Here is a 21,503-nt window from a genome sequence, read left to right as displayed (position 1 = left end):
GGGGTTACACACCGTCGCCTTGAGCAACACCAAAGGGCGCCATACACAGGGAGTGACCGGCCGCGTCCCGTCTCATGCCCCGCGTCCTGTCTCATGCCCAGGGGCCGTCGATCGCCTGCGGTCCCGCTGAAAAGGCAATGATTGGCGATTTGAGAAAGTGGTCCATGGCGGTTCGGCCGATCATAAGGTTCCCCAATCCCCTCCTCCGCGCCGTGGCGGAACCTGTACAGCTGTTCGACGGCGACCTGCACGGATTGGCCCGCGACCTTGTCGACACCATGCACGCGGCGCCGGGGATCGGCATCACCGGCCCGCATATCGGCATTCTGAGGCGCCTGGTCGTGATCCAGCTTCCCTCCGCCGCAAAGCCGGGGATCTACGTAAATCCATCGATCATCCAGGCCTCGACCGAAATGATCCGTCATGCGGAAGGCAGTGTCTCGATGCCCGGTGTCACGGAGGATATCGAGCGCCACGCCCGCATCCGGGTCCGCTATCAGGATCTGGATGGCAACGAGCGGTTCGAGGACGCCGATGGCCTGCTGGCGGTTTGCCACCAGCATGAGATCGATCAACTGGACGGGGTCTTCTGGACGCAAAGGCTGACGCGCCTGAAGCGCGACCGGCTGATCAAGCGTTACGGCAAACTGATGCGAGCCTCGTAGGCGCCACGACAAACCGCAGGGAACCGGCACTGGCCGGCAACATCGTTCCGCGCTGATTGCAATCCAGGCCAGGAATGGCTGCGCCCCGATCGCTTTGCGGGATGGGAAGCAGCCTGAATCTCTCCGGCCTTCATTTCCCGCAGTGATGATCGTTGATCTTGTTCGTCGCGTTCGCGTCCGGGCTCACCCGGTCGTAGGAGCAGGCGCCAGCGGCGGTCGTGAACAGCTGCTGGTCGTAATAGCGCGGGCCACCGAACAGGAAGCCGATGAGATCGTCATCGGCGGGAACGTAGCGTTCGGACCCGGCCTGACTGTAGTATTGGCTCTGAGTGTGGTGATGCCGGTGGTGGTGGTGCTTGGCTCCGGCAAATGCCGGCGCGGACACGCCACAGGCCATCGCCAGGGCAAGAGCGCAGATCGCAAAGCGTTTCGTCGTCATCGGCAACACCCTTCTGGCCATTCGCATTCCTATATAGGCAAAATCACCAGCCGAACAAAGGTTCCCAGGCAGCGGTTTACCTGTCCCGCGATTTGCCGTCCGCCGGAGCGAACTGCACAGCGTATCAGAAAATCGAAATTGCCCCTTCCGCCCCGAGCCGCAATGGTCTTCAGGGAGGCAGCCGGCTCAGGGCTGTGGAGGAAACGCCGGAGCGGCAATGCCGCTCGGGCAAGCTGCCGCTTGACGCTGGCAGCGAGGGAGGAATGAAATTGGCTGGTTCGGGCAAATCCGACGGCGCGCGCATGGGCATCAAGATGTCCCAGGAGCTCGTCGTCGTCGCGATCTCGGTCATCCTCTTCCTCGCCTTCTCCGCGACGCTCAACAATTTCCTGACCCAGGGCAATATCATTGCCATCCTCAAGAACGTCTCGATCCTCGGCACGCTGGCGGTCGGCATGGGCTTCATCGTCGTCGGCCGCGGCATTGACCTCACCATGGTGGCGGTGATGGTGGTCGGCGTCGCCTTCTCGATCTGGATTTCCACCTGGGGCGTGGACTTCACGCTGGCCGTTGTCTGCGGCGCCCTTCTTGCAGCGGCCATCGGCCTGTTCACCGGCATCATGGTGGCGATTGCCGAAATCCCGCCGATCTTCGCCACGCTTGCCATCGCCTCCTCGGTCTACGGTTCGGGCCGCATCGTCTTTGCCTCCGACGTGCTCTATGCGCCATCAAACATCGCCTGGCTGAAATTCATCGGCAGCGGCACCATCCTCGGCATCCCGATGGTCGTGATCATCTTCGCGGCGGTTGCGGCGCTGATGGGCTTCTTCCTGCGCAAGACCCGCTTCGGACGGCTGGTCTATGCCACCGGCGACAATCCGAACGCGGCCCGCACCACCGGCCTGCCGACGCGCCCGATCATCGTGACGCAATATGTGCTGAGCGCGCTGATCGCCTTTACCGCCGGCATCATCATGCTGGGGCTTGTCACCGGCATCGACACGCGCCTCTACAATTCCAGCCTGATCTACGACGTGCTTTTGGTCGTGGTGCTGGGCGGCATCGGCCTCTCCGGCGGCCAGGGCGGCGTGCGCAACGTCATCGTCGGCACCATCCTGGTCGGCATCCTGACCAACGGCATGACGATCCTCAACTTCAGCTACACCAGCCAGAACCTGATCAAGAGCGTGATCCTGCTGGGTGCGCTGGCGATCGACGCCATCATCAATCCGCGCGACGAGCAGACCTCGCAGAGCGGCGATATCTGAAAAACATCAAGCCGAAACATCAATCAGGGAGGAAACCATGAAGTTGTTCAAGAACTGCCTTTTCGCGGGCCTGACGGCGCTCACGCTGCTCAGCGCCGCGAACGTCACCACCGCGCAGGAAACCGACCAGGTCGGGCGCGCGCCCTATCTGGAATCGCTCAAGGGCAAGAAGGTGATCTTCGTGCCGATCTCGCAAGGCATGGACCTCAACCAGTCCTGGGTGGTGGTATGGCAGCGCCATGCCGCCCGCTACGGTTTCAGCATCGAAGTGCGCGACCCCAATGGCGACACCAATGCCGGCATCCGCGCCATGCAGGGCGCCATCGCGGAGAAGCCGGACCTGATCATCGTGCAAAACCCCGACGTGCAGACCTATGCCCGCCTGCTGAAGCAGGCGCAGGCCGCCGGCATCAAGGTGCTGCAGGTCAACATGCAGTCGGCGACCCAGACCGACTCCTATGTCGGCAATGACTGGATCGAGATGGGCCGTCTCGAAATGGGCGAACTGGCCAAGCACTGCACCGGGCCGAATGCCGTATCGCACAAGGTGGTCTGGCTTGCCGGCGTCCAGACGGGTGCGGCCAACATCTACATGCGCACCGGCATCGATGAGGTGCTGAAGGCCAATCCCGAACTGCAGCTCGTCTCCGACCAGCCGGCCGACTACATGAGCGAAAAGGCCCGCCAGATCACCGAGACGGTCCTCCAGCAGCATCCGGACCTGTGCGGCATCATGGGCATCTGGGACAACGCCGAAGTCGGCGCCGGTGCCGCCGTCGCGGCCGCCGGCAAGCAGGACCAGGTGACCATCGTCACCAATGGCGCCGGCAGCGCCACTGGCTGCGAAAGCATCAAGAACGGCCTGCTCGATGTGATCTTCAACTTCAACTCGCCCATCCAGGCGGAGATCGCCGCGCAGCAGATTTCGGAATTGCTGCAGCATCCCGAGCGGCAGGCGGGCAGCGAGAAGACCATCTTCTTCGGCCCGATCACTCGCGTCGACAAGACCAATGCCACCGGCAGGAACTGCTGGAAGCTGGACGAGCTCAAGTAACGGACTGTCCTGATGAGCATGGCCGAAAGCCTTGTGCGCTGGCGCTACCGCCTGCTCCCCGACCACGTGGTCGGGGAGATCCTGACCAAGAAGTGGATCGACAGCGTCATCCCCTTCACGGCGCTGGTCATTCTGTGCGCGATCTTCGGCTCGATCGTGCCGGGCTTCTGGAGCGTCGCGACGCTGACCAATCTCAGCGGCCAGACCGCTGAGCTCGGCCTGGTCGTGCTCGGCATGACCATCGTCATGGTCTCGGGCGGCATCGACCTGTCGGTCGGTTCGACCTTCGCTCTGGCCGTCCTGGTGACGCTCTACGGCATGAATGTCGGGCAATGGAGTTTCGGCACCGGCCTGCTGGCCTGCCTCGGGCTGGGCATAGTCTGCGGCGCCATCAACGGCTTCCTGGTCGGCTTCCTGCGCATGCGGGCCTTTCTGACCACGCTGGTGACGCTCATCATCTACCGCTCGACCTTCGACGTCATCTTCCCGCAGGTTTCGACGCCGATCGTCACCAGCGGGCCGGATTCCCCGATCTATGATTTTCTCGGCTTCGGCACGATCTGGGGCGTACCGACCTCCTTCGTCGTCTTCGTGGTCATCGCGCTGGTGATCCATCTGGTGCTTTCGCGCGCCCGCTATGGCTGGCGGCTGTTCGCGGTCGGCGGCGCGCGCCGTTCCGCCTACAATGCCGGCATCAATGTGCGCTTCACCCTGTTCAGCGCCTACGTGCTGTGCTCGGTGCTGGTCGCGCTTTCCGGCTTCTTCTTCTCGGCCCGCATCGGCAGTGCCGCTTCCGATATCGGCACCGGGCTCGAACTGCAGGTGCTGACCGCGACGGTGCTTGGCGGCATCTCGCTTGGCGGCGGGCGCGGCTCGGTGGCCAAGGCGCTGATGGGGACGATCTTCGTGCTCGTCCTGTCGAACAGCCTGCTCGCTCTGGCCGTGTCCGGCCCGGTCAACTACCTGATCCTCGGTCTCGTGCTGCTTTTCTCGGTCCTGCTCGACGTGCGCTGGGTGAAGAACCGCCACAAGATCCTGCGCAGCGTCTACATCTCGCCGACCTTCGCCAAGATGCGTGAGCCGATCTCGACCGCGCCGGGCACGCCGGTAGCGGTGAACGACCGGCTGAAGGATGTCGGCGTCATCGGCCTTGGCGTCCTCGACGGCGCGGAGGATGTCATCTTCGACCGCCAGGACCGGCTCTACACCGGCACCCGCCAGGGCGACATACTGCGCTTCAAGCCGCCGCATTACACCGAGAGTGAAGTGTTCGCCCATATTGGCGGCTCGCCGCTCGGCATGGCCTTCGACCGCGACGACAATCTGGTCATCTGCGTCGCCGGCATGGGCCTTTACCGGGTCGCCCCGAATGGCGATGTGAAGCTGCTGACGGCCGAGACCAACCGCTCGCTGACATCGGTCGTCGACGACTCGACCATGAAGCTCGCCGACGATTGCGACATCCTTCCCGATGGCCGCATCGTCTTCTCCGAAGCCACAGTGCGCTTCGAGATGCACGACTGGTACGCCGATGCTCTGGAAAGCCGCGGCAATGGGCGCATCATCGTCCACGATCCGAAATCCGGCTCGACCCGCACGCTGCTGTCGAACCTGGTCTTCCCGAACGGCATCTGCACGGCCTTCGACGGCCAGTCCGTGCTGTTCGCCGAAAGCTGGGCCTGCCGCATCAGCCGCTATTATTTCGACGGCCCGAAGAAGGGCAAGGTCGAGCGCGTCATCGAGGGCCTGCCCGGCTATCCCGACAACATCAACCGCGCCTCCGACGGCACCTACTGGCTGGCCTTGATGGGCATGCGCACGCCGGCGCTCGACCTGTCGCTGGAAATGCCGGGCTTTCGTCGCCGCATGGCGCGGCGCGTCTCGGAAGATGCCTGGCTTATGCCCAACCTCAACACCGGTTGCGTGCTGCGCTTCGACGAAAAGGGCCAGATCCTCGAAAGCCTCTGGGACCGCGCCGGCGAGAAGCATCCGATGATCACCTCGATGCGCGAACACAAGGGGGTGCTTTATCTCTGCGGCATCTTCAACAACCGCATGGGCACACTGCCGCTCAAGGGCGTCGATCCCAACTGGTTCAGCTCGGATTCCTACTGGGGCAAAAAGGCATGAGCGCCGTGAGCCAGCTTTTCGACCGTTTTCTCGGCCGTGGCGACTGGGCGGTGACGGTGCCGACGCTTGACGGCCCCTTGCTGCCCAACCAGGGCCTCGAGGAAGCCGAGACCTTCGCCAACCTCGCCGAGGCCGACAATCTCGTGCGCACCGACAAGGGCGTGCTGGCGAGCAGCGCCGCCTCGCTGGTGCGTTTTGGCGCCGACGGCCAGGCGGAGGTGCTGCAGGAATTCCCCGGTGAGATCACGGCACTTGCCCATGCCCGCGGCATGACCGCGCTGGCGATCGACGGCAAGGGTGTCGTCATCCGGGGCGGCCTGCATGACGGGCGCGAAGCAACAGGCGACGAAGCGCGGCGGCTCTCCTGCATCACCGCCCTCACCTTCCTCGACAGCAACAGCCTGCTGATCGCCAATGGCTCGGCATCGGTACCCGCGACCGGCTGGCGCCGCGACCTGATGCAGAAGAACGCTTCCGGTTCGCTCTGGCGTCTCGACCTCAAGAGCGGCCGGCTGGAATTGATCCGTGACGGCCTCGCTTGGCCGGCCGGCATCGCCACCACCGGCTCGAACCGCATCTACGTCACCGAAGCCTGGCGCCACCGCGTGCTGGCCATCGACCTTGCCACCAGGGCGACAATGCCGGTGCTGGAACACCTGCCGGCCTATCCCGCACGCATCGCCCCCGCCTTCAATGCCGGCTACTGGCTGACCTTCTATTCCGTCCGCAACCAGCTGGTGGAGTTCATCCTGCGCGAGGAGGCCTACCGCAAGCGCATGCTGGCCGAGGTCCCCGAAGCCTATTGGATGGCGCCGTCGCTGAGTTCATGGCGCGACTACCGCGAACCGATGCAGGGCAGCCAGCTCAAGCAGATGAATGTGCTGAAGCCCTACGCCGTCACCCGATCCTACGGGCTGGTGGTGCACTGCGACCAGAACATGAAGCCGCTGTCGAGTTTCCATTCGCGCGCCGACGGCACGGTGCACGGCACCGTGAGCGCCTGCGAGGCGGGCGACGACCTGCTGGTCGCCTCGCGCGGCGGCTCGAGGGTGGTGCGCGTGGCCGGCGCCGCCGGCGGCAAGCGGGGTTAAGCGATGTCGGATAACATCATCGAGCTCAGGGACGCCACCAAGGCGTTCTCGCGCATTCCCGCCTTCAAGAACGTCAATTTCGACCTGCGCAAGGGCGAGATCCACGCACTGCTCGGCGAAAACGGCGCCGGCAAGTCGACGCTGACCAAGGTCATGGCCGGCGTGTTCAAGCTGACCGAGGGCAAGATGACCTTCGACGGCAAGGACGTGTCCTTCGCCACGCCCGCCGAAGCGCTGCGCGCCGGCATTGCCATGGTGTTTCAGGAGACCAATCTGGTGCCGGCCATGACCGTGGCGCAGAACCTCTATCTCGGCGAAGAGAAGATGTTCAACCGGCTGCGCGGCCTCTACATCCAGGCGCGCCAGTTCCTCGCCGGCATGGGCTTCCAGGTCGACCCGACCGCGCAGGTCAGCACGCTTGGCGCGGCGCACAAGCAGATGGTGGAGATCGCGCGCGCCGTCCACCACAAGGCCCGCGTCATCATCTTCGACGAACCGACCGCGACGCTGACGCCCGAGGAAAAGAGCCACTTCTTCAACCTGCTGCAGCGCCTGGTCAAGGAAGGCATCGCCATCATCTTCATCAGCCACGCGCTGGAAGAGGCGCTTGATGTCGCCGACCGCATCACCGTCATGCGCGATGGCGAGATCGTCGCTTCCGGAGACGCCAAGGGCTTCACCCGCGCCACCATCGTGCAGGCGATGGTCGGCCGCACACTGACTGAAACGCTGCATGGCGAGGTCAAGCGCGCGGCGCGGCCCTATGGCGACAAGGTGCTTTCGGTCGAGAACCTGTCCTGTGCCGGCCTGGTGCGCAACTCGTCCTTCTCGGTCTTTTCGGGCCAGGTCACCGGCATGTTCGGCCTCGTCGGCGCCGGGCGCACGGAGATGGCCAAGGTCGTTGCCGGCCTGCTGAAGCGCAACATCTTCCATGGCGGCGAAATCCGCCTGCTCGGCAAGTCGGTGCGCTATCGCGTGCCGAGGCCGGCGGTGCGCGACGGCATCGTCTATGTCACCGAGGACCGCAAGCTCGACGGCTTCTTCGAGACCATGACGGCCGGCGAGAACCTGCAGGTGGGCGAACTCACCGAGGGCGCCAACCCGGTCTCGATGGTGTCGCTGGCGCGCGCCAGGCAGCTTGCCCGCGAATGGGGCGAGCGCCTCAGCCTGCGGCAGACCAGCGACCGCGCCCGGATGATCGAACTCTCCGGCGGCAATCAGCAAAAGGTCGTGATCGCCAAGTCGCTGATCCAGAAGCCGAAACTGGTGATCTTCGACGAGCCGACGCGCGGCGTCGACGTCGGCGCCATCGTCGAGATCCACCAGCTCATCAGCGATCTCGCCGACCAGGGCATGGCCGTCGTCGTCATCTCTTCCTATCTGCCTGAAATCCTTGCCGTTTCCGACCGTATCCTGGTCGTCAAGCGCGGCCGCGTGGTCGAGGAGATGATGCTGTCGGAAGCGACCGAGGAACGCGTCATGTTCGCCGCCGTCCACTGAGCCCCGGTTGCAGGGGAATATCTTTGCTGGCTAAGCCAGGACCAATGGCTGGCCGGGCCTATTGCCTTGCAATCGGTTCCGCGTCTGAATAGGTCAGGAGGTCAGATCACCTGCCCGAGCGGACATGTCCAGCATCAACCTCAAACTTCTGCAGACGTTCCTGCTTGCCGCCGAAAACGGCAGCTTCCGTCGTGCCGCCGAAGAGAGCAACCGCTCGCCATCGGCTGTGTCCATGCAGATCCGCGACCTCGAGGAGCAGATCGGCATCTCGCTCTTCATCCGCACCGCGCAGCGCGCCAGCCTGACGCCGGAAGGCCAGGTCCTGTTCGAGGAGATCGCCAATGCGATGTCGCAGGTGCAGACCAGCCTCGACCGGCTGACCGAGATCGCCGCGCGGCGCAAGGGCAAGGTGCAGATCGCCTGTGCCCCGACGCTTGCCGCGAGCCGGCTGGGCGACATATTGGCCACCTTCAAGCTGCGCTACCCCCGCTCGGTCGTCGAGGTCATCGAGACCCCGCCGCAGGCGGCCCTTGGCCTGTTGCAGCAGCAGGAGGTCGAGTTCTATATCGGCCCCGAACTGCCCAACCTGACCGACTTCCAGTTCGAATCCATCCTCGACGATCCGCTGATGGCCTGCATTCCCACCGAAATATACGGCGGCGAAAAGAAGCTGCTGCTCTCCGACCTGCTGCGCTATCCGCTGATCCTGCTCAACCGCAAGACGGCGGTGCGCGGTCTCGTCGACCGGCTGACGGCGGCCGAAGGCATCGAACTCAAGCCGCAATACGAGGTCGAGAGCGCGCAGACCGCCGTGGCGCTCGCCTCCTCCGGACTGGGCGTCTGCGTTGTGCCCGGCATCGCCATCTCGCGCAATGACGAGCGCATGCGCGTGGTGCCGATCGACCACCGCGACGCCCACCGCTCCGTCGGCATCATCACCGCGCGCGGCTACGTGCACCATAGCTTCTCGGAGCAGCTGATGAACCTCATCCGCACCAACCTGCGCGAACTGGCGCATTGACCAACGCTGGAGATTGCCGCACCGTCTGTAGCTTCGTCATCCTAGGGCGAAGCAAGGAGCGAAGCGACGCGCGCAGACCCTAGGATGACGAAGGCGGGGGGCTTCGCGCACTTGTGATTCGCAGGCCGCCCTCACCCGAATATCGGCATACCCTCAATCGGTCTGGATCCAGACGGCCTTGGTCTCCAGATACTCATGCAGGTGCTCGATGCCGCCCTCGCGGCCGTAGCCGGACATCTTCATGCCACCGAACGGCACGGCGGGGTCGATGGCGTGGTACATGTTGACCCAGACCGAGCCGGCCTTGATACGCCGCGCCAGCTTGTGCGCGGTGCCGAGATGGGTGGTGAAGATGCCGGCGGCCAGCCCATAAGGCGTCGCATTGGCGCGCGTGACCGCTTCGTCGAGCGTGTCGAAAGGCATCGCGGAGATGACCGGCCCGAAAATCTCCTCGCGCGCGATGGTCATCTTGTCCGAGACCGCACCGAAGACCGTCGGTGCGATGAAATTGCCGCCGTCGTATAGCTCGCCCGTCAGCCGCGATCCGCCGGCGACCAGTTCTGCGCCCTCGTCGCTGCCGGCCTTGATGTAGCCTTCCACCTTGCCGGCCTGCCTGGCATTGATGAGCGGCCCGATTTCGGTCTCCGCCTCGATGCCGTGGCCTATGCGCAATTTGCTGGCGAACTCGGCCACCCGGCGCACGAATTCGTCGTGGATCTCGCGCGCCACGAACAGCCGCGAGCCGGCAATGCAGATCTGGCCCGAATGCACGAACACCGCCATCGCGGCGACCGGGACGGCCTTGTCGATGTCGGCGTCGCGGCAGACGATGATCGGCGACTTGCCGCCGAGCTCAAGCGAAACGCGCTTGAGATTGGTGACCCCTGCCCGCGCGATGGCTTGGCCGGTCAGCGTCGAGCCGGTGAAGACGATCTTGTTGACGTCTGGATGTTCGGCCAGCCGCGCGCCGGCCTCGGCTCCGGTGCCGGTGACGATGTTGACGACGCCATCGGGCACGCCGGCTTCCTGCATAAGCCTGGCGATCAGCAACGGCGTCAGCGATGCGTCCTCGGAGGGCTTCAGCACGATGGTGCAGCCGGTGGCGAGCGCCGGCGCGATCTTCCAGATCGAGGCGGCGGTCGGCGCGTTCCAGGGAATGATTGCTCCGACGACGCCGACCGGCTCGCGCCTTGTGAAGGAGACGATCTCACCGGGAATGGAATTGTCGATGGATTCACCATGCAGCGCCGTCGCCATGCCGGCATAGAAGCGCAGCATGCCGATGACGCGGCGCCGGTTGGCCAGCGTGCGCGTGATCGGCAGGCCCATGTCGAGCGTGTCGGAAACGCTGAGCTCTTCCCAATGCGTCTCGAACAGATCGGCGATGCGCAACAGCACGCACTGCCGCTCGTAGGGCGAGAATCTTGACCAAGGTCCTTCGAAGGCAGCGCGTGCCGCCTTGACCGCGGCATCTATGTCGGCCGCGCCGCCGCGCGGCACCGTCGCCAGCACCTCGCCCGTTGCCGGGTTGAGCGCCTGCATTTCCTGGCCGGACTGTGCCGCGACCCACTTGCCGCCGATGAACATCGGCCGGAATTCGCCATGGTAGAGCGTCGTGGCCTTCGCCCTCGGGTCGAAATTCAGCGTCATCGCGTCCTCCTCACGAATTCCGTGGCGACTATTACTCCCGCTGCCGGCGACCTCAAACAAGGAAAGCTAAAAGGGCGTTCAGATAATCGGACTGTGCAATCACGGCGACTTCCCCGATGGTGCCGGCAACGGAGGAACAGATATGAGACTTGCTGGCAAGGTCGCCATCGTCACCGGTGGCGGTTCGGGATTTGGCGAAGGCATCGTCAGGAAATTCGTCGCCGAGGGCGCGCTGGTCGTGCTGATGGACCGTGATGAGGCGGCAGCGGCCAGGGTCGCGGGCGAGATCGGCGAAAAGGTGCGGCCGATCACCGGTGACGTCTCGACACTCGAAAGCTTCGAGGCGGCCGCCGACCTCGCCCGGTCGGCCTTTGGCGGCCTCGACATACTGGTCAACAACGCCGGCGTCGCCCAGCCGCCTCTGCCGCTGGAGACGATGGACGAAGGTCTGTTCGACAGGATCGCCAACGTCAACATGCGCTCGATCTACAACGGCGCCCGCGCGGTGGTTCCGCATTTCAAATCCATCAAATCGGGCGCGATCCTCAACGTCGCCTCCACCGGCGGCGTCTCGCCGCGCCCGAACCTCACCTGGTACAACGCCTCCAAGGGCTGGGCGATCGCCGCGACGCGGGCCATGGCGGTGGAACTCGCCCCCTTCGGCATCCGCGTCAACGCCATCAACCCGGTCGCCGGCGACACGCCGCTTCTGTCCACCTTCATCGGCTCCGGCGAGGAGAACCGCGCCCGCGTCGTCGCCACCATCCCGATCGGCCGGCTGTCGACGCCTCAGGACATGGGCAATGCCGCCGCCTTCCTGTGCTCGGACGAGGCCAGCATGATCACCGGCGTCGACCTCAACGTCGATGGCGGCAAGTGCATCTGAAAAACTGTTGCCCGTGAGGTTTTGGCGATGAAGGATATCTACGAAATCGCCGTGGTGCATGGCGACGGCATCGGTCCGGAAGTCTGCGCCGCCACGATCGAGGTGGTGAAGGCCGCACTCGGGCCCGACAGCCCGCTACGCTTCTGCGAATATCCGGCCGGCGCCGAGCACTTCCTGAAGACCGGCCAGAGCTTTCCCGAACCGACGTTCCAGGCCTGCCGTGCGGCGGACGCCATCCTGCATGGCGCGGGCGGCCTGCCCGGCGTCGTCCATCCCGACGGCACCGAAGCGGGGCTGGATTTCACGCTCAAGCTGCGCTTCGAGCTCGACCTCTACGCCAACATCCGCCCGATCAGGCTCTTCGAGGGTGTTGAGAGCCCCTTGCGCGGCGTCAAGGCAGGCGACATCGACTACATCATCCTGCGCGAGAACAGCGAAGGGCTCTACGCCGCGCGTGGCTCGGGCGCGCTGCTGCGCGGCGAGGTCGCGGTCGATACGCTGGTGCAGACCCGTACCGGCATCGAACGTATCGTCCGCAAGGCCTTCGAACTGGCGCGCCAGTCGACCGGCGCGCCGCGCGACGGCGTGCGCCGGGTGACTTGTTGCGACAAGGCCAACGTGCTGCGCAGCTATGCCTTCTTCCGCTCCGTCTTCGACGAGGTGGCGAAGGACTATCCCGACGTCGCGACCGAATATGCGCTGGTCGACGCCATGGCCATGCACCTGGTGCTGAAGCCAGGCCACTTCAATGTCATCGTCAGCGAGAACATGTTCGGCGACATCCTGTCCGACCTTGCCGCCGCCACCGTCGGCGGCATGGGCATGGCGCCCTCGGCCGAGATCGGCGACGCCAACGGCTTCTTCCAGGCAGCACACGGCTCGGCGCCCGACATCGCCGGCAAAGGCATCGCCAATCCCTATGGCACCATCCTGTCGGCCGCCTCCATGCTGGACTGGCTCGGCCACAAGCATGCCGACGCGAAGCTCAACCAGGCAGCCGAGCGCATCCGAAGCGTGACGGAAGCCTGCCTTGCCGGCGGCCTGCTCAGCGCCGACCTGAAAGGCAGCGCGTCCACCCGCCAGATAACCCATTCCGTCTGCGACCGGCTCGCGGCCGCGGCGTGAGGTGTCACGCCAGAGCCGCTGGCCGGGACAAGTTTCCGCCTGTTTTGCCAAAGCCGATCATATAGCCTTCGGCCAATGTCGAATGAGGCTGAAATGATGAAGCTGAAGATCAATCTGATTGGGCCCGGCAAGGTCGGCCAGACCCTCATGCGCCGGATCGTCCTGGCCGGCGGGCACGAGGTTCAGGACATTGCCGGCCGCGGCGCGGAAACTGCCTCCCGGGCGGTTGAATTCATCGGCGCGGGAACCGCCGTTTCCGGGCTTGCCGACATGCGACCGGCCGACCTCTGGTTCCTCACCGTGTCGGACACGCGGATCGCGGACGTGGCGGCCCGTCTTGCGGAACTGGCCCCGGCCAGTCCCTCCATCGCCGTGCATTGCAGCGGCTTCCTGCCGGCGGCCGAGATGCAGCCCTTGCGTGCCCTTGGCTGGCATCTGGCAAGCGTCCATCCCGTGCTGACATTCGCCGATCCGGCAAGGGCTGTCGGACAGTTCGAAGGGACACTTTGCGGCGTCGAAGGCGATGCCGAGGCTGTCAGGGCTGTCGATGCACTGATACGCGGCATTGGCGGCCAGCCGTTTCCGCTCAGCTCGCAATACAAGGCGATCTACCACGCGGCTGCCGTGTTCTCGAACAACTTCACCGTGGTGCTGCAGGCGGTGGCGCGGGAAGCCTGGGCGCGCGCCGGCGTTCCACAGGAAATCGCCGGGCAACTGAATGCGCGCCTGCTTGCCGCCACGGCCGAGAATGTCGGAAGGCTGGGGCCGGCCGCGGCGCTGACCGGACCGGCGGCGCGCGGCGATCTCGCGATCGTCGCGCAACAGGAGGCGGCGGTGCGCTCATGGCATCCGGACGCCGGCAAGGCCTATGCCGAGCTCAGCCTCCTTGCCGGCCGCCTCAAGCGGACCGGCACGACGCTCGAAACAAGCGGAGTTTGAGATGGGCGCTCTCGCGCGCAAGGTTTCAGTCGACGATTTCCGCACCCTTGCCCGCCGCCGCCTGCCGAAGTCGATCTTCGAATTCGTCGATGGCGGGGCAGGACAGGAATTGACGCTCCGCGCCAACCGCGCCGATTTCGAGCGTATCCGGCTGCTGCCACGCGTGCTGACCGACGTATCGCGGCCGGACCTGACCACATCGCTGTGGTCGCAAACCTTCGCCACACCACTGGTGATCAGCCCGATGGGTTCATGCGCGCTGGTATGGCCGCAAGCCGACATCGCCATCGCCAGGGCAGCGACCGCGCGCGGCATTCCCTACACGCTGTCCACCATGTCGACGACCAGCATCGAGCGCATGGCCAGGGCCGTGCAGGGACCGCTCTGGTTCCAGCTCTATGTGCTCAGGGAATTCGACTTCAACCGCGAGCTTGTGCGGCGGGCGGAAGAATTCGGCTATTCGACGCTGGTGGTGACCGTCGACCTGCAGGCCGGGGGAAAACGCGAAAAGGATCTCAGGAACGGCATATCGATCCCGCTGCGCCCCTCGCCTCGCCATCTCTGGGAAGGCATGCTTCATCCCGGCTGGTCGCTGCGCCTGCTGCGCGGCGGGCTGCCTCAGTTCGAGAACGTTCGCGGTTATCTTGGCGACACCAGCGCCGGGTTGACCATCGCCGCGCGTGTCGGCCGCAATCTCCACGCCGGTTTCGACTGGGACGATTTCCGCCGGATCCGCGACTGGTGGAAGGGCCGGCTGCTGGTAAAGGGCGTCCTGCACCCCGCCGATGCCGCCGGCTTGGTGGCGGCCGGCGCCGACGGCATCTGGGTCTCCAACCATGGCGGCCGCCAGCTCGACAGCGCCATATCAAGCATCGATGCGCTGCCCGCCATCCGCCAGGCGGTGGCGGCCGAGGTTCCGATCCTGATCGATTCCGGCATCCGAACCGGAATGGACGTCATCAAGGCCAGGGCGCGCGGCGCTGCCGCCTCAGCGATCGGCCGAGCCGCCCTGTTCGGAGCGGCGGCCGGCGAAGCCGGCGTGGCCAGGGTGCTCGACATCCTGCTGGACGACATCGCCAACGGCCTGAAGCTCGCGGGCACGCCGGCGTTCAGCCAGATCGGTCCCGACCTTATCGCGTGAGACGGCCGCGCATCGGCAGGCAGGACCGGTGGGCGCGATCGCTGCCGCCTTGGACCAAGCCCAGCCCATTGCTGACGCTGCAAATCCGTTAGTCCAATCTGGACCAAATTGCCGTCATCGCACCCATCATCATTCTGTAGCGTAGCCGTCACGCCGTTCAAACGGTTGTGGGAGGAAATCATGGAGACGCCAGCCGTTCTGACGGTCAGAGGCCTGCGGAAATCTTTTGGAGGTGTCCAGGCTCTGAAAGGCGTCGACTTCGATCTCGAAGCCGGTGAGATCCATGCGCTGTGTGGCGAGAACGGTGCCGGCAAGAGCACGCTGGTGCGGATGATCGCCGGGCTGATGAGCCCGGACGAAGGAGAAATCCGCGTCGATGGCAATCTGCTCAAGCCGGGGCAACTGACCAGCGTCAGGCAGGTCTCGGTCGTCTACCAGGAACTGTCGATCATTCCGCATCTGTCCGTTCTGGACAACGTTCTTCTCGGCGATCCCGATGTCGGTCAGCTCTATATCCGCAAGCGCTATGCCGCCCGCGCGCGCCAGACCCTCGACCAGCTCGGCCTGGCCGAAGTGCCGCTCGATATCGAGGCCGGCCGCCTGGCGATCGCGGAGCAGCAGCTGCTCGAAATCTGCCGCGCCGTCATGCGCGGCGCCCGTATCCTGATCCTGGACGAGCCGACCGCGAGCCTTTCCGACGCAGAGATCCAGCGCGTCTTCAAGACGGTTCGCTGGCTGCGCGAAAACGGCACCGCCGTCATCTATATCAGCCATCGCCTGCCCGAGATCTTCGCGCTCACCGACCGTGTCACCGTTTTCCGCAATGGCCAGCGGGTTCTGACCAAACCGACGGCGCAGTGGACCAACGAGGAATTGGTCGCCGAGATGATCGGCCGGGAAATAAAATCCGCCCATTCGGTGCGTGACCGGGCCGATCTCCAGCAGTCCGCCAAGGTTCTTGAACTCAAGACGCTCGCGGTGGCCGGAAAATACCGGCCGGTGACGCTGGATTTCCGCGCTGGCGAAGTCGTCGGCGTCATCGGCCAGCTTGGATCGGGCGCCAATGCACTGATCGAGACGCTGGCAGGGTTGGAAAGCCGCCACGAAGGCACAGTGTTTCTGAATGGCGCCGCCATCGACGTCACCTCGCTGTCGTCGGCGATGGCCTGCGGCATTGCCTATGTCCCGGAAGATCGCGGCGGCAAGAGCCTGTTCCTCGGCGCGCCGATCGAGGTCAACCTCACATCCGCAATACTCGACCGCCTGAACCGCGCCGGCGTGCTTTCCCTGGGCGAGGCCCGCAAGCGGGCATTGGATCTCGCGCGCCGTTTCCAGATCGACGGCCGGCGGCTGCCGGCGGCGGCGTCGACGCTTTCGGGCGGCAACCAGCAGAAGGTCGCCATTGCCAAGTCCGTCGCGCTGGAGCCGAAAGTGCTTGTCCTCAACGAGCCGACGCGCGGCGTCGATGTTGGGGCGCGCACCGAAATCTACCGCGAGCTCCAGGCGCTCGCGCGCCAGGGGCTCGTCGTCCTGTTCTTCTCGACCGACCTCGAGGAAATCCGCGAACTGTCGCAGCGCGTGATCACCGTTTTCCGCGGCGAGATCGTCAACGATCTGCCGGTCGAGGAGACCGCCATGGACTCGATCCTGGGTGACGTCCTGCGCGGACCAGGCATGGCGAGGGCGGCATGAGCGTGGAAACGAGGACAGGAAGCGGAGGTTCCGGCTTGGCCGCTCTCGAGATGAAGTCGTTGGGCGCGGCATTGCTGAGCCCCGAGCGTGTGCAATCGACGGCCGTCTGGATCGGCACCATCCTTCTGGCCATCTGGGCCAGTGCCGCGGTGCCCGGCTTTGCGTCGAGCGCCAACATTTCGGCGATCATGTATTCGACATCGGCGGTCGGCATCGCCGCCGTCGGCATGGCGTTCATCACCCTCTCGGGCAACCTCTTCATGCTTTCGATGGGCGCCACGGCGGCCGTTTCGACGATCGTGTTTGCCTCCTTTCTCCATCTTGGTCTCCTCCCGAGCATCGTCGTGGTGGTGTTGGTCGGTGCCTTGTTCGGACTTGCCCAGGGCATTGCCGTCGGCGTCTTCAAGACAAACCCGATCATCACCACCATTGCGATGGCTTCGATCATCACCGGCGCCGGCTCGTTCTATTCGGGCGGCCTGACCATTGTCGGGCAAGGCGATGCGAGCTGGCTCGGCATCGGCCGCATGGCCGGCATCCCCAACCAGATCGTGCTGTTCCTGCTTGCGGCGCTCGTCTTCAGCTTCATCGTCGAGCGGACCCGCTTCGGCCGCGAATTGCGCCTGATCGGGCTCAATCCGAAGGCCGCGCATTTCACCGGCCTGCGCGTCGGGCGAACCCTGGTGATCGCCTATGTGCTGGCGGCGGCGGCCGCAGCCTTTGCCGGTGCGCTCTACGGTTCGCAGGCCGCGCAGGGCAACCTCAAGCTCGGTGCCGGGCTGGATTTCGACGCCATCGCCGCCGTGCTCGTCGGCGGGGTGGCGATCAAGGGCGGCCAGGGCCGCATCCTCGACGCGGCCATCGGCGCGGTTTTCCTGGCCATCATCACCAACATCCTGTTGCTCAAGGGCCTGTCGCTGGAAATCCAATTGATCGTGAAGGGCCTGGTCGTGATCGCCTCGGTCATCCTCGGCGCGCTGGCGCTCGGCGGGAGGAGATGACCATGGCCTCCCCAAGGAAGTCACAGCCCATGTCCACGGCCACCTTGCTACGCATCGCGCTGCTGATCGCCCTGGTCGTCGCCTTCGCGCTGTGGAACCCGGCCTTCATCAGCGGGCGCAACATCTATGCGCTGACGCAGTCGTTCGCGCTGCTCGGCCTGGTGGCGCTCGGCCTGTCGCTCACCATGATCGCCGGTGAATTCGACCTCAGCGTCGGCTCCATGGTCGCGGTCGGCGGCCTGCTGACGCTGGTCGCGGGCGGAAGCAATCTAGTCCATGGCATGGGTGTCGCATTGACCTTCGCGGTGGTGATCGGCGCGGCCAACGCCTTCGTCGTCAACCGCTTCAACGTATCCTCGCTGGTGGTCACCGTCGGGTCGATGATGGCGCTTTCGGGGTTTGCCTTCTGGCTTGCCGGCGGCAAGGTGATCAGCACCGACAATTTCGACCTGGGCTTTGCCCTCGACAATCCGATCCTGACGGTCCTCTCCTGGCGCAGCGTGATCACGCTGGCCGCCTTCCTGCTGGCCGGACTGTTCATGCGCCACACGCTGATGGGCCGCGACATCCGCGTCATCGGCAGCAAGCGGCTGGTGGCGGCGGCGAGCGGGGCGAAGGTCGGGCTTTCGCTTTATATCGTCTTCATCGTCTCGGCCCTTTGCGCGGCCCTCGCAGGCAGCCTTCTGTCGATGAGCCTGGCCAGTGCTGCGGCGACCACCGGGAACAATCTCATGCTGCAGGCCGTGTCGGCGGCCATCGTCGGCGGCGTGGCGTTGTCGGGTGGGGCCGGCTCGCCGCTGCATGTGCTGATCGGCTCGCTGATCCTGACGGTGATGAACAACGGACTGAGTTTGATGGGCATGGGCGCGACGGGAATCCTGTTCGCGAACGGGCTCGTGCTGATGGGAATCGTGCTGCTCGACGGACAGTTGGGGGCATGGATGAGTGAACGGTTCGCGGCATCGCGGGCCAGGCATTCCGCTTAGAGTCGGATGATTTCAGATCAATCGATCTGAAATCTGAATCCGCCTCTAAATCAAAGAGATAGAGCATGATGTCGTCCGAAAACCGCTTCACACTTTTCGGCATCATGTTCTAGCGGAAGCAACCGACGAAACCCAGTTCTGCCTGCGCCGTGTTGGGCGGCGGGGATGGGTGACGTGCAACCTGAAACGGGAGGAACGACGACATGAATACTGCGAAATTGACCAAACTCGCGCTGATGGCCAGCGTGTTCACGGGACTGGCCATGCCCGGCATGGCATTCGCCGGCGCCAAGGGATCGAAGGTGATCCTGCTGACGGTGAGCGAGGAATGCGAATACTGCGCCCTCCACCAGCGCGCCTTCAAGGAAGTCGCCAGCGCCGCCGGCATCGATCTCGACGTGAAGATCACCAACTTCGATGCCGCCGAGCAGGCATCGCAGGTCGACCAGGCGCTTGCCCAGAACCCGGCCGCGATCGTGCTGTGGCCGGCGGACGCGAGCGCCATCGTGCCCTCGCTGCGCAAGATCAACCAGGCCGGCATTCCGCTGGTCATCACCAACTCGAAGCCCGACGACAAATACGCGGACTATTGGAACGTCTTCACCGGCCCCTCCGATATCGGCAACGGCCAGTCCGCCGGCGAGGCCATGATCAAGGGTTTCGCCGAGAAGAAGTTCGGCACGGAAGGCAAGATCTTCATCGTCGAGGGCGTGCCGGGAACACCGCCGCAGATCGCGCGTTCCAAGGGCCTCGAGGAGGTGCTGGCCGAGAAGGCCAAGGGCATCGTCGTCGCCGGCAAGCAGAACGGCAATTGGGACCAGACGAAGGCCACCGACGCCGCCGCCGCGCTCTTCACCCAGGTCGGTCCCGACGTGAAGGGTGTCTACGCCCAGGCCGACAACATGATGTCGGGCGTGATCGTGGCCGCCAAGCGCGCCGGCATCGATCCGGCCAGCCTCGTGCTCGTCGGGTCCAACTGCTCGATCGAAGGCGTCAACCAGATCAAGGACGGCACGCAATACGCGACCGTGCTGCAGTCGCCGATCGATGACGGCAAATACGCGGCCAAGGCGGTGATCGATCTCCTCGACGGCAAGAAGGTCGAGAAGGAGATCTTCCTGCCGCACGAGATCGTCACCAAGGCCAATATTTCCGACTGCGACGGCGCCATCGGGCGCTGATCCCATCCGGGCGCGGCGGGCCTCCCGCCGCGCCTTCCAATCTGATTTAGGAACCGAGGAGTACCCCATGGCCGAGGAGCCACTGTTTACCAATGTTCTGCCTGAACTCGTCGTGGTTTCAGGCACGGCTTCCGGTCTGGGCACCAAGATCGCCCATCTTCTGGTCGCGAGCGGCGTGCGCACCATCGGCGTCGATCTCGCGCCGGCGCCTTCGGAGCTCTCCAGCGAACTCTACACGCATGTCCGGGGCGACGTGTCGCTCGAGGAGACCTGGAGCGACATCGCCCGCTCCGTGACCGCCATCGATCCGGGCACGCTCGGACTGGTCACCTCGGCCGCCATGCTGAACGTCGGCACCGTGCTGGAGTTCGACAAGGCGGCGATGGAAAAGACCATGTCCGTCAACTTCATCGGCACGGCGCTCGCCTTCCGCGCGCTGCTGCCGCTGATGATCGCGCGCGGCGGCGGCCCGATCGTCGCCGTTGCCAGCATCGACGCAACCTTCGCCGAGCAGCAGCTCGCGATCTACGCCGCTTCCAAGGGGGCCGTGCGCCAGCTGACGCGGACCGTGGCCATGGACCACGCCCGCCAGGGCATTCGCGCCAATGTGCTGAGCCCCGGCCCCATGCTGGCCGGCCTGTTCGAACGGCATATGAAGTCGGCCAGCGACCCGGACCGCTTCCTTGCCACGCGCGCCAATCGCCAGCCTTCGGGCCGGATCCTCGATCCGGGCGAAGTCGCCCGCGCGGCGCTCTTCCTGCTCTGTGACGCCTCGACCGCGCTCAACGGCGCCGAAATCGTCGCCGATGGCGGCCTGACGACCAGCTTCGACTTCCGGACCGGGTCCGAAGGCGCATCGGTCTGAGGGGGCGAACCATGACCAAGAGCACGGAACTCGTCGCCGCCTACTGGACGATCGCGGGCGATGTCTATCCCTTCGCGCCCAACGAGATCAGCCCCTTCCCTTTTGCCCAACGCGTCGAGGCGGCGGCCAAGGCCGGCTACAAGGGCGTCGGTCTCATTCACGCCGACCTCCAGGCCACGCGTGAGCAGATCGGCCTCAAGGAAATGCGCCGCATTCTCGATGCCAACGGCATGCCGCATGTGGAGCTGGAATTCATCACCCACTGGTTCTCCGGCGGCGAGCTGAAGCTTGCCTCCGACAAGGTGCGCAAGGAGCTGTTCGAGGCGGCCGAGGCGCTTGGCGCGCGCGACGTCAAGATCGCACCGGAATTCGACGCCAAGACCATCGACCTGGCGCATGTGACCGACAGCTTCGCCGAGATCTGCCAGGATGCGGCGCGCTACGGAACCAGCATCGCGCTGGAGGTGATGCCCTTTTCCAATGTCGGCACGCTGGAAACCGCATGCGCCATTGTCGAAGGCGCGGCACAGCGCAATGGCGGCCTGCTGCTGGACATCTGGCATATCGGCCGAGGCGGCATCCCCTATGAGGCGGTGGCCAAGGTTCCCCGGCAGTATGTCGTCTCCGTCGAACTCGACGACGCCGATGCGGATGTCGTCGGCACGCTCTGGGAAGACACGATCTATCAGCGGCGGCTTTGCGGCGAAGGCGTGCTCGATCCGTCGGCCTTCATCGACGCGATCCAGCGTACCGGCTTCGACGGTTTCTACTCGGTCGAAGTCATCTCCAGGAAACACCGCGTCCTGCCGCTCGAGGAAGCGGCGCGGCGCTCTTTCGAAACCACCATGGCGCAGTTCGCCGGGAAATAA

The 21,503-nt window shown here is 64.9% G+C and carries 19 protein-coding genes; 17 read left to right on the top strand and 2 right to left on the bottom strand.

What is annotated here, in order from left to right; translation table 11 throughout:
* Positions 1-164 precede the first annotated feature (164 nt).
* A complete protein-coding gene (locus MesoLj_RS14985; protein ID WP_140774241.1) occupies positions 165-665 on the top strand; it encodes a peptide deformylase in 501 nt (166 codons plus the stop codon).
* 130 nt (positions 666-795) lie between these two features.
* Here the strand turns inward: MesoLj_RS14985 and MesoLj_RS14980 are convergent, their stop codons facing one another.
* Entirely contained in the window at positions 796-1,104 is a 309-nt protein-coding gene (locus tag MesoLj_RS14980; protein WP_202326502.1) for a hypothetical protein, read from the bottom strand.
* Positions 1,105-1,367: 263 nt separating this feature from the next.
* Between MesoLj_RS14980 and MesoLj_RS14975 the strand changes: the two genes are divergently transcribed.
* The 6 genes from MesoLj_RS14975 to MesoLj_RS14950 all read left to right on the top strand — a co-directional run bounded on the left by MesoLj_RS14975 (position 1,368) and on the right by MesoLj_RS14950 (position 9,168).
* Positions 1,368-2,372 carry an ABC transporter permease gene (locus MesoLj_RS14975; RefSeq protein ID WP_181180002.1) on the top strand — a complete coding sequence of 335 codons (1,005 nt, stop codon included), beginning with the start codon at positions 1,368-1,370 and terminating at the stop codon, positions 2,370-2,372.
* A gap of 37 nt (positions 2,373-2,409) precedes the next feature.
* On the top strand, positions 2,410-3,426 hold the full coding sequence (locus tag MesoLj_RS14970) for a sugar ABC transporter substrate-binding protein (protein ID WP_056570822.1): 1,017 nt from the start codon (positions 2,410-2,412) through the stop codon (positions 3,424-3,426).
* 12 nt (positions 3,427-3,438) lie between these two features.
* Complete coding sequence (locus MesoLj_RS14965) at positions 3,439-5,556, top strand: ABC transporter permease (protein ID WP_202326501.1); 2,118 nt, start codon at positions 3,439-3,441, stop codon at positions 5,554-5,556.
* Positions 5,553-6,647, top strand: coding sequence for a strictosidine synthase (locus tag MesoLj_RS14960; RefSeq protein ID WP_202326500.1), 1,095 nt, complete (start codon positions 5,553-5,555; stop codon positions 6,645-6,647). Before MesoLj_RS14965 ends, MesoLj_RS14960 begins: the two co-directional genes overlap by 4 nt.
* 3 nt (positions 6,648-6,650) lie before the next feature.
* Positions 6,651-8,147, top strand: a complete 1,497-nt coding sequence (locus tag MesoLj_RS14955; RefSeq protein WP_202326499.1) for a sugar ABC transporter ATP-binding protein — start codon at positions 6,651-6,653, stop codon at positions 8,145-8,147.
* Between the two features lie 124 nt (positions 8,148-8,271).
* Positions 8,272-9,168: a LysR family transcriptional regulator gene (locus MesoLj_RS14950; protein WP_056570818.1), complete on the top strand. Its 897-nt coding sequence runs from the start codon at positions 8,272-8,274 to the stop codon at positions 9,166-9,168.
* Between the two features lie 153 nt (positions 9,169-9,321).
* On the opposite strand, the gene MesoLj_RS14945 is transcribed toward MesoLj_RS14950, so the two are convergent.
* Positions 9,322-10,818: an aldehyde dehydrogenase family protein gene (locus MesoLj_RS14945; RefSeq protein WP_202326498.1), complete on the bottom strand. Its 1,497-nt coding sequence runs from the start codon at positions 10,816-10,818 to the stop codon at positions 9,322-9,324.
* Positions 10,819-10,960: 142 nt separating this feature from the next.
* Here MesoLj_RS14945 and MesoLj_RS14940 point away from each other — a divergent pair, with 142 nt between their 5' ends.
* The 10 genes from MesoLj_RS14940 (at position 10,961) to MesoLj_RS14895 (ending at position 21,503) form a co-directional block, all read left to right on the top strand.
* A complete protein-coding gene (locus MesoLj_RS14940; protein WP_202326497.1) occupies positions 10,961-11,704 on the top strand; it encodes a glucose 1-dehydrogenase in 744 nt (247 codons plus the stop codon).
* 27 nt (positions 11,705-11,731) lie between these two features.
* On the top strand, positions 11,732-12,829 hold the full coding sequence (locus MesoLj_RS14935; protein WP_202326496.1) for an isocitrate/isopropylmalate dehydrogenase family protein: 1,098 nt from the start codon (positions 11,732-11,734) through the stop codon (positions 12,827-12,829).
* A 93-nt stretch (positions 12,830-12,922) separates the two neighbouring features.
* Positions 12,923-13,768 carry a Rossmann-like and DUF2520 domain-containing protein gene (locus MesoLj_RS14930; protein WP_202326495.1) on the top strand — a complete coding sequence of 282 codons (846 nt, stop codon included), beginning with the start codon at positions 12,923-12,925 and terminating at the stop codon, positions 13,766-13,768.
* Position 13,769: 1 nt separating this feature from the next.
* On the top strand, positions 13,770-14,909 hold the full coding sequence (locus tag MesoLj_RS14925; protein ID WP_140774252.1) for an alpha-hydroxy acid oxidase: 1,140 nt from the start codon (positions 13,770-13,772) through the stop codon (positions 14,907-14,909).
* A gap of 180 nt (positions 14,910-15,089) precedes the next feature.
* Positions 15,090-16,601 (top strand): sugar ABC transporter ATP-binding protein, encoded by a 1,512-nt coding sequence (locus tag MesoLj_RS14920; RefSeq protein WP_202326494.1) that lies wholly within the window; start codon positions 15,090-15,092, stop codon positions 16,599-16,601.
* Between the two features lie 35 nt (positions 16,602-16,636).
* Positions 16,637-17,602 (top strand): ABC transporter permease, encoded by a 966-nt coding sequence (locus MesoLj_RS14915; RefSeq protein WP_244735432.1) that lies wholly within the window; start codon positions 16,637-16,639, stop codon positions 17,600-17,602.
* 29 nt (positions 17,603-17,631) lie between these two features.
* Positions 17,632-18,588, top strand: a complete 957-nt coding sequence (locus MesoLj_RS14910) for an ABC transporter permease (protein WP_244735430.1) — start codon at positions 17,632-17,634, stop codon at positions 18,586-18,588.
* Between the two features lie 203 nt (positions 18,589-18,791).
* Complete coding sequence (locus MesoLj_RS14905) at positions 18,792-19,769, top strand: sugar ABC transporter substrate-binding protein (protein WP_244735428.1); 978 nt, start codon at positions 18,792-18,794, stop codon at positions 19,767-19,769.
* Between the two features lie 67 nt (positions 19,770-19,836).
* Positions 19,837-20,634, top strand: a complete 798-nt coding sequence (locus MesoLj_RS14900) for an SDR family NAD(P)-dependent oxidoreductase (RefSeq protein WP_056570808.1) — start codon at positions 19,837-19,839, stop codon at positions 20,632-20,634.
* Positions 20,635-20,645: 11 nt separating this feature from the next.
* Positions 20,646-21,503, top strand: coding sequence for a sugar phosphate isomerase/epimerase family protein (locus tag MesoLj_RS14895; protein WP_202326492.1), 858 nt, complete (start codon positions 20,646-20,648; stop codon positions 21,501-21,503).

Source organism: Mesorhizobium sp. 113-3-9, assembly GCF_016756515.1.
Taxonomy (GTDB): Bacteria; Pseudomonadota; Alphaproteobacteria; order Rhizobiales; family Rhizobiaceae; genus Mesorhizobium.
This window is presented reverse-complemented; position numbering and strand designations above follow the sequence as displayed.